Here is a 17,148-nt window from a genome sequence, read left to right as displayed (position 1 = left end):
GCTGCGGAGGGGGCTGTTTCTGCTACCTCCCCCTTCCCCGCAACTTTTTCATCCCCCTCCATTTTTCTCTGAATCACCTTCGCAGTTCAGGAATTTTTCCCATGATCAGAACTCTCTTTTTTATAAAGAAGGGTAGGGTTAACACCCACAAATTAGGGTGTTTTAAAAGAGAGAATGAGTGCGTATTGAAGAAGAGGTTTTTCTTGATGAATACGGCATGCGGCGAAAGAGGTTCGTCTATGACCATCGTATTCACCACAGCTATGTTTTTGTCGCCGCTAAAGAAATTTACACCGTCATTATTGGTAGCCTGGTTGAGGAGCTAACCTTTACCCGGATCGGTTACAAAATGCCAGCCGGAGTGACGTTCCCGTTGAACGGCATGGCGGAAGTCTATTTTGATGCCTTTGACGGGATGGATAATTTGGCCGATTTTCGTCATGTTCGATTTGAGGGGTTAGGCAGTGCTGTTGTATTACAAATGGTCTCACTGGCTTTAATCACCCACTATGAGACATTTAATATCGGCGGTTTCGTCTTCCAGGCCGCCTCCGGTGGAGTGGTCGATATCGGCCGCCGCATCACGCTTGAAGAGACCTATGACTACATACTTGGGTTAAAAAATGAACCGCGTTATAATCAAAAGACTGGCTTGCCAAAGAAAGTTCCGCGGCCACTGATAGCCAAAGATTTACGGGCATACAAAACAGTTACAGAGGGGAGAGCCAGCTATGTCGTATTACATTAAGCAACAATGCCCGGCACTTTCCACCTCTAAAAATGGTGAAAAAATTCTGTTTCAAACATTCGCATTTGCTCAACTGACCACGCATTATGTCAATGCAGACGCGCATACCAGCCCCGCCAAAACCAGCCTGACGGCAGCAAAGAAACGCTCTTCTGCTACCCTGTTACGCCAAAAGCTTAATGGCCCTCTGGTGCGTGAACTGCGCGAAATCTGACAGCGTTAAAAAGGCCTGAAAATCAGGCCTTTTTTGTGTTTATTTCAACATAACGTCTACTGATTCCGCGTCGCCCTGAGCAATTTCTCCAGCGGATAAACCGCTGCAATCACCACTTCATCCTGAATCTTCGCCGCGTTATCCAGCTCGGTCTGAATCGAGGCGATCTCCTTATCGTCCAGCGTGCCTTGCCGCACCACCAGATCCGTCAGGCGCAGGCCAATCGACGCCAGTTTGTCCACCTCCTGAATCACCGGTTTGATGGCTTTCAGCTGATAGCTGTTTTCACTCAGCGCCAGCGCGTCGCTGGTATTGTTCTGCCAGCGCGTAAAGACGTGGCGCAGCGCTTCGGCGCTTTCCGTGTCTTCGGCATCGCTTATCAGCCGCTCGGCCCATTTATCCATCTGACGCACCGTGGCGCTCTCGGCGTTCAGCGCGTCGGCGTAGCGGTTTAGCGGCTCAAACTGATGATAATTTCCGGCCTGGAATTTCAGGTGCTGACGGGTGTAATACTGCGCAGGCTCCACGGCCTGGGCGAGAATGTGCAGCGGCAGGGTGTCGGCGTTATTCGCCAGACGAGTGAACTGCGCCTGCTGCTGGCTATGCTGTTGCAGCCCGACCGACACCGTCGTCCAGCTGTCCATCGCCTGCAAACGGGTGTACATATTGTCGATATCATTCACATCCTGCGCAGACCACAGGCGCTCCGCCACTGCAAACGCGCGCGGCCAGAGTTTGATATCCAGAACCGGGGCAATCACGTTTTCCGCCCACAGCGCCGCTTCGCCGCCGAGCAGGTTGGCCTGCTGATCGGCATCCGGCACCGTCGGCTGAATCCCTTTCGGCACCTCATTGAGGCGCGCGCCGGAAATCGAATAGCGGGCGTTCCCCACCAGGAAGTAGCCGGTGAGTTTGTCGTCCGACACATTGACCACCGGGCGCGTTTCGCCCATCCAGGTGTCGACGGTGAAGCTCAGCTGGTTGTCGTCGCGCCATTCGATATGATCAATCGCACGGCGGGATTTGCCGCTGAAATCGATAAATCCGCGCCAGCCGGAAACGCCTTTAATCAGCGTAAAACTGCCCTCGACCGGTTTGCCTTTCAGACGTGGCATCGTGAAAGTCCAGCTCTGCGCGCTGTCGGAATCGGCGATGATGTCCATGCCGTTCAAGCCCTGCGGCACGATCTCATTGCGGTAGTGATAGGCCGTGGACTGGGGCTGATCGAGGTAAAAACCGGTGGAGAGAATGCCTTTATAGCCCTGCTTCGCCACCTCGCCCAGCGCGTCCTGCCCCTGCCAGGACTGGATCAGAATGCTTTTCGGCAGATCGGGATGATAGATCTCATCCCAGCCGACCATCTGGCGATGGTGTTTCTCAAGAATGGTTTCCAGTTTGCGGTTGAAATAGGCCTGCAGCGCATGGCTGTCCGCCAGTTTGTTGTCGCGCATAAACTGCTGGATGGCGGTGCTGTTTTTCCACTGGCTATCGTCAACTTCATCACCGCCGATATGCAGATACGGATCGGGGAAGATCGCAGCCAGTTCGCTGACCATCGCGTCGGCAAAGGTGTAGGTCGCCTCTTTTGTTGGATCGAGAACGGGTTTCAGCACGCCCCAGTGGCGCTCCATTTCATACGGGCCTGGTGCGCTCATCAGTTCCGGATAGGCCACGGCGATCGCCGACGCATGGCCCGGCATGTCAATTTCGGGAACCACGCGAATACCCCGCGCGGTGGCGTAACGCACCACGTCGCGCATCTGCTCCGGTGTGTAGAACAGCCCGTCGCTGGCGAGCTGGGTCAGTTTAGGATAGCGCTTCGAGGTAAACCGCCAGCCCTGATCGTCCGTCAGATGCCAGTGCAGGACGTTTAGCTTCGCCGCCGCCATGCCGTCGATCTGGCGTTTAATGTCCTCCAGCGGAATGAAATGACGCGCCGAATCGAGCAGCAGCCCGCGCCACGGGAAGCGCGGGGAGTCGTCAATCGACACCCACGGAATCGAGGTGTTTTCCGCGCCATTTTGAATCAGCTGGAGCAACGTTTCCATCGCCCGCAGCGCGCCAAAGCGCGTGTTAGCGGTGATGTTCACACCGCTCGCATCCACGGTAAGTTTGTAGCTCTCATCGCTGTCCGGCAGCGGTTGCGGCTTCACTTTTTTGGCGATGGTCACTGAAATAGTGGGCTTTTCAGGTTTGTCGGCCTGAGGCTGAAGCGTCCACCCTGTTTGCAGCGCGATGCGCTGGCGAAGACGGTTTGCGGCATCACCCAGATCGTCGCCGCTGATGCTGACGGAAATAGTATCGCTGAGGACGAATGCGCCCTGCTGTGCGGGCCGTTCAACGTGGGCGGGCCAGGGCATTAACGGCAGATCGCCTGCCGGAGCCGCCAGCGCAGAAGTACCGAGCAAAAGCCCGGCGGTGATGAGGCTAAGACGTAACATAATGTTCCTTATCAGAATTTGACGGGCCAAAAACAGACAAAACATTTTGTTAACATGCGTACAAATTGTCGTCAAGCAAAGTGCATGACGGGGATCACAGGTTATGGAATTTGGGAGGAAGGCTATTTTGCCGGGCGGCGAAAACACCTTACCCGGCAGATTCGGAACACAGGCCCGGCGGTGCCGGGCCTGAGATTTACTGCCAGCCGTAACGACGGCTATAGAACCCTTTCACCATCTGCGTCAGCACCATGTAGCCCGCCAGAATCGCCACCAGCCATGGGAAATAGCTCAGCGGCAGCGCCTGCAGGTTCAGGTAGCTTGCCAGCGGTGAGAACGGCAGCGCGATACCCAGCACCATCACCACGCCGGTCATGATGATCAGCGGCCAGGCGGCGCGGCTCTGGAAGAACGGAATACGGCGCGTGCGGATCATATGCACAATCAGCGTCTGCGACAGCAGCCCGACCACGAACCAGCCGGACTGGAACAGGGTCTGATGTTCTGGCGTGTTGGCGTGGAACACGAACCACATCAGGCAGAAGGTCAGAATGTCAAAGATCGAGCTGATCGGGCCAAAGAACAGCATGAAGCGGCCCAGATCAGACGGATTCCAGCGCTGCGGCTTCTGGATCTGCTCGTCGTCCACGTTATCAAACGGGATCGCTACCTGGGAGACGTCGTACATCAGGTTCTGAATCAGCAGGTGCAGCGGCAGCATCGGCAGGAACGGCAGAAATGCGCTCGCCACCAGCACGCTGAAGACGTTACCGAAGTTAGAGCTGGCGGTCATTTTGATGTATTTCAGCATGTTGGCAAAGGTACGGCGCCCTTCGATCACACCCTGCTCAAGCACCATCAGGCTCTTTTCCAGCAGGATGATGTCGGCCGCTTCGCGCGCAATATCCACCGCGCCGTCGACGGAAATCCCGATATCCGCCGCGCGCAGCGCAGGCGCATCGTTAATACCATCGCCCATAAAGCCAACGACGTGCCCTTCGCGGCGCAGCAGCGTCACAATGCGCTCTTTGTGCATTGGCGTCAGGCGCGCAAACAGCGTGGTGGTTTTGGCAAGCTGTGCCAGTTCATCGTCAGAAAGCGTTTCAATATCGCTGCCCGTGACAATCACACCCGCATCCAGCCCCACTTCATGACACACTTTCGCCGCCACCAGCTCGCTGTCGCCGGTAAGAATTTTGACGGTAATGCCGCTGGCTTTCAGCGCTTTCAGCGCCGGAGCCGTCGTCTCTTTCGGTGGATCGAGGAAGGCGATGTACCCTTCGAGGATCAGATCCGACTCATCAAGGCGATGGTAATCCCCTTCGCGCCCCGGCAGGAATTTGCTGGCCACCGCCACGACGCGCAGCCCCTGACGGTTCAGGTTATCCGTCACACGCTTGATGCGGCGCAGCATGGTGTCGTCCAGCGGCACAATTTCACCGTTATGACGCACCTGCGTGGAAACATTCAGGATCTCCTGCAACGCTCCTTTGCAGATCAGCTGATGCACATTCGCCTGCTCACTCACCACCACCGACATGCGGCGACGCTCGAAGTCGAATGGGATCTCATCCACTTTTTGCCAGCGCGTTGAGAGTGCGCGCGCAGAATCTTCATCCACCCCTTCCAGCACGGCGACATCCAGCAGGTTTTTCAGCCCGGTCTGGTAATGGCTGTTCAGCCACGCGGTTTGCAGCACGCGCTCGCTGACTTTTCCGGAGATATCCGTATGATTCTCCAGCACAATTTTATCCTGAGTCAGGGTGCCGGTTTTATCGGTGCAGAGGATATCCATCGCGCCAAAGTTCTGAATGGCGTCGAGGTGTTTCACAATCACTTTCTGTCGGGAGAGTTTCACCGCCCCGCGCGCCAGCGTGGAGGTGACAATCATCGGCAGCATTTCCGGCGTTAAGCCCACCGCCACGGAGAGGGCAAACAGCGCCGCTTCCCACCAGTCGCCTTTGGTGTAGCCGTTGATCAGCAATACGATTGGCGTCATGACCATCATAAAGCGGATCAGCAGCATGCTGACGCGACCGATACCTTTCTGGAACGCATTTGGCTCGCTTTCCTGCTCGCTCACACGCCCGGCAAGCTGACCAAACCAGGTGTTGCCGCCCGTGGCGATAACGATGGCCTGCGCGGTACCGCTCACCACGGTGGTGCCCATAAAGCACAGGGTATCGCTTTCGAGCGGATTAGTTTGCTGCGGATCGCGGCTGCGCGCCACTTTCTCGACCGGCAGAGATTCCCCGGTCAGGGACGCCTGGGCGACAAACAGATCGCGGGCCTGAATCACGCGCAGATCGGCCGGGATCATGTCCCCTGCCGCCAGTTTGATCATATCGCCCACCACCAGCTGATCGATCGGCAGTTCCAGCCAGGCGCTTTCGCCTTTCGTGTTAATGACGCGCTGCACGGTGGCGGTATTGCTGACCATCGCCTTCAGGGCGTCCGCCGCGCGGGTGGAGCGCGCCTCCTGGATAAAGTTGAGCATGGTAGAGATCGCCACCATCAGCGCGATCACGCCTGCGGCAAACAGATCTTCCGTGGCATACGAAATGATCGCCAGCACCGTCAGCAGCAGGTTGAACGGGTTGCGGTAGCAGAGCCACAGATGAACCCACCACGGGGCCGGTTTTTGCGCCGGGATTTTGTTGTCGCCGTGCTCGGCGCGCGTTTTTTCTACTTCGGCTGCGTTCAGCCCTTCCGGATGACCGCCGAAAGCGCGCCAGACTTCGTTTTCGTCCATCGCGGCGGCTTTCAGGCAATGCTCCGTCAGCGTGGAGGGAATGGCAGCGCCTGCCAGGTTTTTGGCATTCGGCAGCGGATCGCGCTGAACCAGACGGCGCGGCAGGTGGCGGTTTAGCTGCGCGAGCAGCTGCTGGGTGATATTTTTCAGCATAGTAAGCCCCCCGCATCCGCAAAGGCGGACGCAGTGTTAACTTCAGGCACAGCAAGGCGGTACCTGAAGGGCACTTAAATTTTCAAAGCAGAGATTTTTTACCCCACTCTTTCAGGCTGTATGCCGGCGCATAGCCAACGCAGATGCAGCTTGAAATAGGACGGGTAACGTCACTGCCTCACACATCACCGGTGAGACAGCGAAAAGGCTGGCTTACCGGAAAGGACTCAGTCTCCATGACTGGAGAGGGGTGGGATCGGGATCCATACGGCCTCCGGTAAGTGAAAAAAGGGGTTATCACCGCGCAGTTATGGGTTTTAACCATACCGTTAGTGGCGGTTCGGGCGGTATGATACGCCCGCAGATTTAAACCGTACATATACCAGACTTTGCTCATTGCGAATTAAATCGTAAGCAGTAGTCTCAATTGACGACCGTGCTGTTACAGGGAATAAAGGATGCAGAATCGCCTGACCATTAAAGACATCGCCCGTTTAAGCGGCGTGGGGAAATCCACCGTGTCGCGCGTACTGAACAACGAAAGTGGCGTCAGTGAACGCACGCGCGAGCGCGTCGAGGCGGTGATGAATCAGCACGGTTTTTCTCCTTCCCGTTCCGCGCGCGCCATGCGCGGACAGAGCGACAAAGTGGTCGCCATTATTGTTTCGCGTCTCGATTCCCTGTCGGAAAATCTGGCGGTGCAAACCATGCTCCCCGCCTTTTACGAGCAGGGTTACGACCCGATCATGATGGAGAGCCAGTTCTCGCCTCAGCTGGTGGAAGAGCATCTTGGGATGCTACAACGACGCAATATCGACGGCGTGGTGCTGTTTGGGTTTACCGGCATTCAGGATGAAATTCTGAAACCCTGGCAGGCCTCGCTGGTGCTGCTGGCGCGCGACGCCAGCGGCTTTGCCTCCGTCTGCTACGACGACGAAGGGGCGATCCTTACCCTGATGCAGCGCCTGTACGAGCAGGGCCATCGCCATATCAGTTTCCTCGGCGTGCCGCACAGCGACGTCACCACCGGCAAGCGCCGCCACGAAGCCTATCTCGCGTTTTGCAAACAGCATGCTCTCCCGGCGGTGGCCTCTTTGCCGGGCCTGGCCATGAAACAGGGTTACGAACAGGTGGCAAGCGTGCTCACCCCGCAAACCACCGCCCTCATCTGCGCCACGGATACCCTCGCGCTGGGCGCCAGCAAGTATTTGCAGGAGCAACGCATCGACACTATCCAGCTCGCGAGCGTCGGTAGCACACCGCTGATGAAGTTCCTGCATCCGGAGATTGTCACCGTCGATCCGGGCTACGCCGAAGCGGGCCGTCAGGCGGCGATGCAGCTGATCGAGCAGATAAACGGTCGCTCTGAACCACGCCAAATCGTTATCCCCGCCCATATTTCTTAACCCTCCGAAAACGGATTATTGTGATCCTCACCCAATTTCGGGAACGTTCCCATTTTCAGCGTCTCGCTCAAAGAGTAGGCTTGCGTCCAGGTCATTACCCTCCACATCTGTCATGAGGCTTCATGATGAGCAAAGTTAAACAAACTGATATCGACCAGCTGATCGTTCTGGTTGGGGGACGCGAGAATATCGCCACCGTCAGCCACTGCATTACCCGTCTGCGTTTTGTGCTGAACGATCCGGCCAAAGCCAATCCGAAGGCCATCGAAGAGCTGTCGATGGTCAAAGGCTGCTTTACCAACGCCGGGCAGTTCCAGGTGGTGATTGGCACAGAAGTGGGTGATTACTATCACGCCCTGCTGGCGACCACCGGGCATTCGTCGGCAGATAAAGAGCAGGCCAAGAAAGCGGCGCGCCAGAATATGAAATGGCACGAGCAGCTGATCTCACACTTCGCGGAAATCTTCTTCCCGCTGCTGCCAGCGCTAATCAGCGGAGGTCTGATCCTCGGTTTCCGCAACGTGATTGGCGACGTGCCAATGAGCGACGGCAAAACCCTGGCGCAGCTTTACCCCGCGCTGCAGAGCATCTATGACTTCCTGTGGCTGATTGGCGAGGCGATCTTCTTCTATCTGCCGGTCGGTATCTGCTGGTCGGCGGTGCGCAAAATGGGCGGCACGCCGATTCTCGGCATCGTGCTTGGCGTAACGCTAGTCTCTCCGCAGTTAATGAACGCTTACTTACTTGGCCAACAGGTGCCGGAAGTGTGGAACTTCGGCCTGTTTACCATCGCTAAAGTGGGTTATCAGGCGCAGGTTATTCCCGCCCTGCTGGCCGGTCTCGCACTCGGCTTTATTGAAACGCGCCTGAAACGCATCGTCCCGGATTACCTCTATCTGGTGGTCGTGCCGGTCTGCTCACTGATTCTGGCCGTGTTCCTCGCCCACGCGTTTATCGGTCCGTTTGGCCGCATGATTGGCGACGGCGTGGCCTTCGCGGTGCGTCACCTGATGACCGGCAGCTTCGCCCCGATTGGCGCCGCGCTGTTTGGCTTCCTCTATGCGCCGCTGGTGATTACCGGTGTACATCAGACTACGCTCGCCATCGACATGCAGATGATTCAGAGCCTCGGCGGTACGCCGGTCTGGCCGATTATCGCCCTGTCGAACATAGCTCAGGCGTCGGCAGTCACCGGCATTATCCTGGTCAGCCGTAAACACAACGAGCGTGAAATCTCGGTGCCGGCAGCCATCTCCGCCTATCTCGGCGTGACCGAACCAGCGATGTACGGTATCAACCTAAAATACCGCTTCCCGATGCTGTGCGCGATGATCGGCTCAGGTCTGGCGGGGCTGCTGTGTGGGCTGAACGGCGTGATGGCGAACGGCATCGGCGTCGGTGGCCTGCCGGGTATCCTCTCTATTCAGCCGTCCTACTGGCAGGTGTTCGCCCTGGCCATGGCGGTGGCGATTATCGTCCCGATGGCGCTGACCACGGTTATCTATCAGCGCAAGTTCCGTCAGGGCACGCTGCAGATTGTTTAACGTCTTCTTTCGGGGCGCAGTTGCGCCCCTTCGCATTTGCAGGAACGCATTATGAATACCCTTCCGCACTGGTGGCAAAACGGCGTCATCTATCAGATTTACCCAAAGAGTTTTCAGGACACCACCGGGCGTGGTACCGGTGATTTACGCGGCGTCACGCAGCGTCTGGACTATCTGAAAACCCTCGGCGTGGATGCCATCTGGCTGACACCATTCTATATTTCCCCGCAGATCGATAACGGCTACGACGTGGCGAACTACACCGCCATCGATCCGGCTTACGGCACGCTGGATGATTTTGACGAACTGGTGAAACAGGCCCATGCGCGCGGCATCCGTCTGGTGCTCGACATGGTGCTCAACCACACCTCCACGCAGCACGCGTGGTTCCGCGAATCTCTCAGCAAAGAGAGCCCGTACCGTGAGTTCTATATCTGGCGTGACGGTACGCCGGACGCGCTGCCGAACAACTGGCGCTCCAAATTTGGTGGCAACGCCTGGCGCTGGCACGCCGAGAGCGAGCAGTATTATCTGCACCTTTTCGCCCCTGAGCAGGCGGATCTGAACTGGGAAAACCCGCAGGTCCGCAGCGAGCTGAAAAAAGTGTGCGAGTTCTGGGCCGATCGCGGCGTGGACGGCCTGCGCCTCGACGTGATCAACCTGATCTCCAAGGACCAGGATTTCCCGGACGATAACCTCGGCGATGGCCGCCGTTTCTATACCGACGGCCCGCGCGCCCATGAATATTTGCAGGAGATGAGCCGGGATGTGTTCACCCCGCGCAACCTGATGACCGTGGGCGAGATGTCCTCCACCTCGCTGGAAAATTGCCAGCAATACGCCGCGCTCGACGGGCGCGAACTGTCGATGACTTTTAACTTCCATCACCTGAAAGTCGATTACCCGAACGGCGAAAAGTGGACACTCGCGAAGCCGGATTACGTGGCGCTGAAAACCCTGTTCAGCCACTGGCAGCAAGGGATGCATGGCGTTGCGTGGAACGCTCTTTTCTGGTGTAACCACGATCAGCCGCGCATCGTTTCGCGCTTTGGCGACGAGGGGGAATACCGCACCACCTCCGCCAAAATGCTGGCAATGGTGCTGCACGGCATGCAGGGCACGCCGTACATCTACCAGGGGGAAGAGATCGGCATGACCAACCCGCACTTCGCCCGCATCACCGATTATCGCGATGTGGAGAGCAACAACATGTTCGCCGAGCAGCGGGCAAAGGGGCGCGATGCAGAGGAACTTCTGGCTATTCTGGCGAGTAAATCCCGCGACAACAGCCGCACGCCGATGCAGTGGGATGCCACCCCGAACGGCGGTTTTACCACCGGCGAGCCGTGGATCGATCTGTGCGATAACGTCGCAACCCTCAACGTTGACGCGGCGCTCAGCGATCCCGACTCCGTGTTTTATACCTATCAGTCGCTGATCGCCCTGCGCAAATCGCTGCCGCTGCTGACCTGGGGCGACTATCAGGATCTGCTGCCGACGCATCCTTCCCTGTGGTGCTATCGCCGCCAGTTGCAGGGGCAGACGCTGATCGTGGTCGCTAACCTGAGTCATGAATGCCAGGCGTGGCAGCCGGACGCCCTCAGCGGCGACTGGCGCGTAGTGCTCAGCAACTACGCCGAAGTCGCCAGCCAACCCGCCGCGATGACACTGCGTCCGTTTGAGGCGGTGTGGTGGCTGCAGGCGTAGTACAAAATGCCGGGCAGCGCTGCGTTTGCCCGGCAATATTTTACTGTTTTTGTTGAATATTTAATCAGATTTTTCCTGCCCGGATTTACAATCGCTGTAGTGCCCGCCGTTTGTACTCTCGTCTTTTTACTTTGTTCTGAATCAAAAAAATCGCAAACATGTTTGATGCAAATCACTACATATAGAACTTAAAATGCACGCCGACCCAACATATTGTATTTATCGTCTACTATTCCAACAAGACAACGGCGACGACGCCGGCCGGAATTGTGGATAACAAGCGTCGGGAACGAGGGAAGTGACTGAGGCATCGGGACTTGTGCCCTGTGCAGCTTTCCCCACCTCTGTGGATAACCTGTTTTTAATGGAGTGATCATGACACCGCATGTGATGAAACGAGATGGCTGTAAAGTGCCGTTTAAATCAGAGCGCATCAAAGAAGCGATTCTGCGTGCAGCTAAAGCAGCGGGAGTCGATGACGCAGATTACTGCGCCACCGTCGCAGAAATCGTCAGTAGCCAGATGAATGAGCGCAGTCAGGTGGATATCAACGAGATCCAGACTGCGGTAGAAAACCAGCTGATGTCCGGCCCGTACAAGCAGCTGGCGCGCGCCTACATTGAGTACCGTCACGACCGTGACATCCAGCGTGAAAAGCGTGGTCGCCTGAATCAGGAGATCCGTGGCCTGGTCGAGCAGACCAACTCTGCGCTACTGAACGAAAACGCCAACAAAGACAGCAAAGTGATCCCGACCCAGCGCGACCTGCTGGCCGGTATTGTCGCCAAGCACTATGCCCGTCAGCATCTGCTGCCGCGCGACGTGGTGCAGGCGCATGAACGCGGTGAGATCCACTACCACGATCTCGATTACTCCCCGTTCTTCCCGATGTTCAACTGTATGCTGATCGACCTGAAAGGCATGCTGACCCACGGCTTTAAAATGGGCAACGCCGAGATCGAGCCGCCAAAATCCATCTCTACCGCCACGGCGGTAACGGCGCAAATCATCGCCCAGGTCGCCAGCCATATTTACGGCGGCACCACCATTAACCGCATCGACGAAGTGCTGGCACCGTTTGTCACCGAGAGCTTTAACAAGCATCGCAAAGTGGCGCAAGAGTGGCAGATCCCGGACGCGGACGGCTATGCCCGCTCCCGCACCGAGAAAGAGTGCTACGACGCGTTCCAGTCCCTGGAATACGAAGTGAACACCCTGCACACCGCCAACGGCCAGACGCCGTTCGTGACCTTCGGTTTTGGTCTGGGGACCAGCTGGGAGTCGCGTCTGATTCAGCAGTCGATTTTGCGTAATCGTATTTCAGGCCTCGGCAAAAACCGCAAAACCGCGGTGTTCCCAAAACTGGTCTTCGCCATTCGCGATGGCCTGAATCACAAGTTTGGTGATGCGAACTACGACATCAAACAGCTGGCGCTGGAATGCGCGAGCAAGCGCATGTATCCGGATATTCTGAACTACGACCAGGTGGTGAAAGTCACGGGTTCGTTCAAAACCCCGATGGGCTGCCGCAGCTTCCTCGGCGTGTATGAAAATGAAAACGGCGAGCAGGTGCATGAAGGCCGCAACAACATCGGCGTGATCAGCCTCAACCTGCCGCGCATCGCGCTGGAAGCAAAGGGTGACGAAGCCGCGTTCTGGACCCTGCTCGACGAACGTCTGCAGCTGGCGCGTAAAGCGCTGATGACCCGTATTGCGCGTCTGGAAGGGGTGAAAGCGCGCGTGGCGCCGATCCTCTATATGGAAGGTGCCTGTGGCGTGCGCCTGAAAGCAGACGATGACGTTTCTGAAATCTTCAAGAACGGCCGCGCGTCAATTTCGCTGGGGTATATCGGCATCCACGAAACCATCAACGCCCTGTTTGGCAATCAGCACATGTATGACAGCGAAGCCCTGCGCGCGAAAGGCATCGCTATCGTTCAGCGCCTGCGCGATGCGGTCGACCAGTGGAAAGACGAAACGGGCTACGGCTTTAGCCTCTACAGCACGCCGAGCGAAAACCTGTGCGACCGCTTCTGCCGTCTGGATACCGCCGAGTTTGGCGTGGTGAACGGCGTGACCGACAAAGGCTACTACACCAACAGCTTCCACCTCGACGTGGAGAAAAAGGTCAATCCGTACGACAAGATCGACTTTGAAGCGGCCTACCCGCCGGTGGCGAACGGTGGCTTTATCTGTTACGGCGAGTACCCGAACATTCAGCACAACCTGAAAGCGCTGGAAGACGTGTGGGATTACAGCTATCAGCATGTGCCGTATTACGGCACCAACACGCCGATCGACGAGTGCTACGAGTGCGGTTTCACCGGTGAATTCGAATGTACCAGCAAGGGCTTTACCTGTCCGAAATGCGGTAACCACGACGCCGCGCGTGTCTCCGTGACCCGCCGCGTCTGTGGTTACCTCGGCAGCCCGGACGCACGTCCGTTCAACGCCGGTAAGCAGGAAGAAGTGAAGCGCCGCGTGAAACATTTGGGGAATGGCCAGATCGGGTAATCCTCTGCCGCGCTGATGCCGGGTGAGCAAGAGCAGCCAGCGCGGGCATTGCGATAATTGAGAAGCGAAAATGAATTATCACCAGTATTACCCCGTCGACATCGTTAACGGCCCCGGCACCCGCTGCACGCTGTTCGTGTCCGGGTGCGTTCACGAATGCCCTGGCTGCTACAACAAAAGCACCTGGCGTCTGAACTCGGGCCTGCCGTTTGACGACGAGATGGAAAACCGGATCATCAGGGATCTGAACGACACGCGGATCCCACGCCAGGGGATCTCCCTCTCCGGCGGCGATCCGCTCCATCCGCAGAACGTGCCGCACATTCTGAAACTGGTGAAACGCATTCGAGAAGAGTGCGCGGGGAAAGATATCTGGGTGTGGACCGGCTATAAGCTGGATGAGCTAAACGACGCTCAGATGGAGATCGTCGACCTGATTAACGTGCTGGTGGATGGTAAGTTCGTGCAGGACTTGAAAGACCCGGCGCTGATTTGGCGCGGCAGCAGCAACCAGGTTGTACATCATTTGCGATAAACCGTGGGCGGAGACGTTTTCCGCCCATCGCCTCAAAATCGACTCAAACTCTCCATCGCCACCGTTTTGAATTCTGCAAAATCACAGCAGCCGCACAGGCGCGTCATCGCCCGCTCGCGCAGAAAGGTGACGAAAATATCGTAAATCGCCATCGCCTCTTCGTATTCACTTTTGCTGATCGCCAGCAGGAAAATCACGTGCGCCGTTTCGTCGCCCCACTTTATTCCCTGCGGAGCCAGTACGGTGTAGACCACGGTTTTTTGCGCCAGCAGACCGAGGGAGTGGGGCAGCGCGATACCGTCGCCGAGCATGGTGCTGACGATGGCTTCACGTTCGACCACCGAGTCGAGAAACTCCGCGTCGACAAATCCTTCCTCACGCAGTTGCCCGCACAGTTCCTGGAACAACGTTTGCTGATCACTGTTTGAATCAATCACGCGGAAATGGTCGGCGTCGAAGTATTTTTCCAGCATCCACGGACGGGTGCGATCCACCAGTACCAGCTTGCCAATCTGCTCCAGCTGATAGTCGGTCGGGAACGGCGCGATCTGCACCACCGGTTTCGCTTTTTCACTGATGCGGGCGGTGGAGATCACGAAATCCTCGCTGATGCTTTCCGCCAGCTCGTACTCACGCAGAGTGACGGTGCGCGTCACTTCCACCTGCGGGTATTTGCGCTGCAGCACCGCTTCAATCATGCGTGCCATCGCGTTCCCGGCGTCGCACACCAGCAGGACGCGCGGCTGACGCTGATAGCCAACGTTGTAATGGCGTTCCAGCCCGACGCCGATGTGCAGCACCAGAAAACCAATCTCGTTTTCGCTGATCACGTACGGCGTGTATTTCCCCCAGCCGGAGACCGCCGCCAGGGTCATATCCCACGCCATCGGGTAGTGCTGTTTGATGTTATCCAGCAGCGGATTGGGGATCATGATTTGGTAGCGCACGCGGGTGATCATGGTTTTAATATGTGTCAGCAGATCCGCGTGCAGCTGGGCGTCGTTCAGCAGGTTGTAGTTATAGTGGGTGTTAATGTAGCGCAGGATATAGTTCACCAGCGCTTCGTCGTCGTCAGCGTTAATCGCGCTCGGGGCGATCTCCTGAATCTGGCGCGCGGCGATGTGGACGCAAAGCCAGTTTTCCTCTGACGGCGAGAGTACTTTGTCCGCCAGCCGGGCAATGGCCGCAGCAATATCCCGCGCGGCGTCACGCACGTTCTCTTCGACATCCTCGGCGTTAAATTCCGGCAGTGGATAGCCTTCGCTGATGCGGCGCACGGACACGGCACAATACAGCCGCACAAACAGCTCGCCTTCATCCGTGAGACGAATGTGATGGCGCGTGAGAGTGTCATGCAGCACCATAACCAGTTGCTCCGGCACACCCGCATTCAGGGCGACTTCGGTCACCAGCGGATTGAGGCTGTCCTGCTGCGCCAGCTCCCACAGCAAATCCGTCAGGCAGGCGCGAATCGACATCTCACTGCCGAATAGTTTCATGCCGTGGCGAGGGCGCGTTTCCAGCGTCAGGCTGTAGCGGTGGAACCACTCTCGCACCTCCACCATGTCGTTTTGCAGTGTCGCGCGGCTGACAAACCATTCATCAGCCAAATCTTCCAGCTTTAACGAAAAAGCAGAGGTGAGAAAACGCACCACCAGATAATGCACGCGCTCCTGTCCGGTGCGCGGGATCCGCAGCGCGCGCGGGCGAGAATCCTGCAACGACTGATAGCGCGCGGCATCGTCAATCTTGAGCTGATAGCCGTTGCCGCGGCTGAGAATAAACTGCGCGCCGTGGCCTGCCAGCAGCGCGTTCAGGGCGGTGATGTCCGCCCGCACGGTACGTGTGGATACCGACAGCCGCTGCGCCAGCTCGTCCTGCGGCAGCGTCTCGTTTTGCAACAGATCGAACAGTTGCGCTAAACGTTGGTTCGGAAATCGCACGTCTTTATCCTCTTACGGCTCATGGCCCGGTTGAAATGACCATCTGTGATGGGCTGCCGACCGGCGTGTAGTCCGGTTCGAAGCTTAGCTTGCCATCGGGTGCAACGCGAAAACGGGTGATGTTATCGCTGCGCTGATTCATAACGTACAGCCAGCGGCCCTGCTTATCCAGGGTCAGAGAGCGTGGGTAATCGCCACGGGTCCAGACATCCTCCTGATGCACCAGCGTGCCCTCGGCCGTTACCCTAAAGTGCGCGATGCTGTTATGCAAACGGTTCGCGACGTACAGCTGCTGGCCATCGGCGCTCAACGCCAGCCCTGCGGCAAAACTGGTGCCTTTATACTCTTTCGGCAGGGAAGAGATCGTTTTGCCCTCTTTCAGCGTGCCGGAGGCCTGATCCAGAGCATACCAGGTCAGGGTCGAGGACTCTTCGTTGATCAGCCACAGGCCATCGCCTTTCGGCGTAAAGACAAAATGGCGCGGCCCGGCGCCTTTGGACGAGGCGTTGATAAACGGCGGCTCGTTTGGGGTGAGCTTTCCGCGTTGCTTGTCAAAACGGTACTGATAGATCCGATCCAAACCGAGATCCGTCGAAAAAACGTATTTCCCGCTCGGATCGGCGGCGATCATATGGGCGTGAGGGCCGTTATGATCGCTTACGGCAAAGCTGCCTTCGACAGCCGCTTCCGGTTTCGCCGCACCGGGTTCACCCTGATCCTGATGGGTGTCCGTCGCCTCTCCCAGACTGCCGTCAGCCTTCACGGGCAGCACCGCAATCGAGCCGCTGACATAGTTCGCCACCAGCAGATGACGCCCCTCTGGCGTCAGAGAAACATACACAGGTCCCGCCCCGCCGGACGCCACCTGATTCAGCTCGGTCAGTTCACCGTTTGCCCCGATGCGTAACGCCTGAATCACCCCTTTCTCCGCTTCGCTCGCCAGATAGAGGGTTTTGCCATCGTGCGAAACCGTAAGCTGCGCCGCGTTGGGTAACTGGCTCACGAGGGTTTTCTCCCCGAGCGCGCCATTGTTGGGATCGACCGTAAAACGGTACAGCCCTTCGCCGTTCGGGTTGTAGGTGCCGACCCAGGCGTACTGGGGTTGTGCGACGGCGGCGGTGGCAAGCAGGGAGAGTGAAGCGACGAGCAGGTGATGGGTGTGCATGGCGGCTCCTGGTGTTGTGCGGTGTG

Annotated in this window: 12 protein-coding genes; 7 read left to right on the top strand and 5 right to left on the bottom strand. The window is 57.4% G+C overall.

Features of this window, described 5'->3' with window-relative positions; all coding sequences use genetic code 11:
• The first annotated feature begins 178 nt into the window (after positions 1 to 178).
• Together C0560_RS02825 and C0560_RS02820 are read left to right on the top strand one after the other, a co-directional pair.
• Entirely contained in the window at positions 179 to 748 is a 570-nt protein-coding gene (locus C0560_RS02825; RefSeq protein ID WP_248859580.1) for a hypothetical protein, read from the top strand.
• Positions 732 to 962 carry a hypothetical protein gene (locus tag C0560_RS02820; protein WP_123429583.1) on the top strand — a complete coding sequence of 77 codons (231 nt, stop codon included), beginning with the start codon at positions 732 to 734 and terminating at the stop codon, positions 960 to 962. Before C0560_RS02825 ends, C0560_RS02820 begins: the two co-directional genes overlap by 17 nt.
• 56 nt (positions 963 to 1,018) lie before the next feature.
• Here the strand turns inward: C0560_RS02820 and C0560_RS02815 are convergent, their stop codons facing one another.
• The 3 genes from C0560_RS02815 to mgtL all read right to left on the bottom strand — a co-directional run bounded on the left by C0560_RS02815 (position 1,019) and on the right by mgtL (position 6,575).
• On the bottom strand, positions 1,019 to 3,403 hold the full coding sequence (locus C0560_RS02815; protein ID WP_248859579.1) for a beta-N-acetylhexosaminidase: 2,385 nt from the start codon (positions 3,401 to 3,403) through the stop codon (positions 1,019 to 1,021).
• Between the two features lie 196 nt (positions 3,404 to 3,599).
• Positions 3,600 to 6,308 (bottom strand): magnesium-translocating P-type ATPase, encoded by a 2,709-nt coding sequence (gene mgtA, locus C0560_RS02810; protein ID WP_102104479.1) that lies wholly within the window; start codon positions 6,306 to 6,308, stop codon positions 3,600 to 3,602.
• 213 nt (positions 6,309 to 6,521) lie between these two features.
• Positions 6,522 to 6,575 carry a mgtA regulatory leader peptide MgtL gene (gene mgtL, locus C0560_RS20985; protein ID WP_220186778.1) on the bottom strand — a complete coding sequence of 18 codons (54 nt, stop codon included), beginning with the start codon at positions 6,573 to 6,575 and terminating at the stop codon, positions 6,522 to 6,524.
• A gap of 191 nt (positions 6,576 to 6,766) precedes the next feature.
• Between mgtL and treR the strand changes: the two genes are divergently transcribed.
• From treR to nrdG, 5 genes are all read left to right on the top strand, one after another.
• Positions 6,767 to 7,714, top strand: a complete 948-nt coding sequence (gene treR / locus C0560_RS02805; protein WP_100777823.1) for a trehalose operon repressor TreR — start codon at positions 6,767 to 6,769, stop codon at positions 7,712 to 7,714.
• Positions 7,715 to 7,839: 125 nt separating this feature from the next.
• A complete protein-coding gene (gene treB / locus C0560_RS02800) occupies positions 7,840 to 9,258 on the top strand; it encodes a PTS trehalose transporter subunit IIBC (RefSeq protein WP_181827912.1) in 1,419 nt (472 codons plus the stop codon).
• 51 nt (positions 9,259 to 9,309) lie between these two features.
• Positions 9,310 to 10,965: an alpha,alpha-phosphotrehalase gene (treC, locus tag C0560_RS02795; protein ID WP_248859578.1), complete on the top strand. Its 1,656-nt coding sequence runs from the start codon at positions 9,310 to 9,312 to the stop codon at positions 10,963 to 10,965.
• A gap of 375 nt (positions 10,966 to 11,340) precedes the next feature.
• Positions 11,341 to 13,479 carry an anaerobic ribonucleoside-triphosphate reductase gene (gene nrdD / locus C0560_RS02790; protein WP_100777827.1) on the top strand — a complete coding sequence of 713 codons (2,139 nt, stop codon included), beginning with the start codon at positions 11,341 to 11,343 and terminating at the stop codon, positions 13,477 to 13,479.
• Positions 13,480 to 13,549: 70 nt separating this feature from the next.
• Positions 13,550 to 14,014, top strand: coding sequence for an anaerobic ribonucleoside-triphosphate reductase-activating protein (nrdG, locus tag C0560_RS02785; protein ID WP_123429588.1), 465 nt, complete (start codon positions 13,550 to 13,552; stop codon positions 14,012 to 14,014).
• Between the two features lie 32 nt (positions 14,015 to 14,046).
• Here nrdG and C0560_RS02780 read toward each other — a convergent pair whose 3' ends face one another.
• Positions 14,047 to 15,957, bottom strand: a complete 1,911-nt coding sequence (locus tag C0560_RS02780; RefSeq protein WP_248859577.1) for a transcription antiterminator — start codon at positions 15,955 to 15,957, stop codon at positions 14,047 to 14,049.
• A 19-nt stretch (positions 15,958 to 15,976) separates the two neighbouring features.
• Positions 15,977 to 17,122 carry a lactonase family protein gene (locus C0560_RS02775; RefSeq protein WP_248859576.1) on the bottom strand — a complete coding sequence of 382 codons (1,146 nt, stop codon included), beginning with the start codon at positions 17,120 to 17,122 and terminating at the stop codon, positions 15,977 to 15,979.
• Positions 17,123 to 17,148 lie beyond the last annotated feature (26 nt).

The organism is Lelliottia sp. AC1, from assembly GCF_023278595.1.
Taxonomy (GTDB): Bacteria; Pseudomonadota; Gammaproteobacteria; order Enterobacterales; family Enterobacteriaceae; genus Enterobacter; species Enterobacter nimipressuralis.
The sequence above is the reverse complement of the archived record's forward strand: the minus strand, read 5'-3'. Positions and strand labels throughout refer to the sequence as shown.

Excerpts from the sequence above, each read along its gene's own strand:
- C0560_RS02820 (WP_123429583.1), top strand. The coding sequence starts at position 732 with ATGTCGTATTACATTAAGCAACAATGCCCGGCACTTTCCACCTCTAAA.
- C0560_RS02815 (WP_248859579.1), bottom strand. The coding sequence starts at position 3,403 with ATGTTACGTCTTAGCCTCATCACCGCCGGGCTTTTGCTCGGTACTTCT.
- mgtA (WP_102104479.1), bottom strand. The coding sequence starts at position 6,308 with ATGCTGAAAAATATCACCCAGCAGCTGCTCGCGCAGCTAAACCGCCAC.
- treR (WP_100777823.1), top strand. The coding sequence starts at position 6,767 with ATGCAGAATCGCCTGACCATTAAAGACATCGCCCGTTTAAGCGGCGTG.
- treB (WP_181827912.1), top strand. The coding sequence starts at position 7,840 with ATGAGCAAAGTTAAACAAACTGATATCGACCAGCTGATCGTTCTGGTT.
- treC (WP_248859578.1), top strand. The coding sequence starts at position 9,310 with ATGAATACCCTTCCGCACTGGTGGCAAAACGGCGTCATCTATCAGATT.
- nrdD (WP_100777827.1), top strand. The coding sequence starts at position 11,341 with ATGACACCGCATGTGATGAAACGAGATGGCTGTAAAGTGCCGTTTAAA.
- nrdG (WP_123429588.1), top strand. The coding sequence starts at position 13,550 with ATGAATTATCACCAGTATTACCCCGTCGACATCGTTAACGGCCCCGGC.
- C0560_RS02775 (WP_248859576.1), bottom strand. The coding sequence starts at position 17,122 with ATGCACACCCATCACCTGCTCGTCGCTTCACTCTCCCTGCTTGCCACC.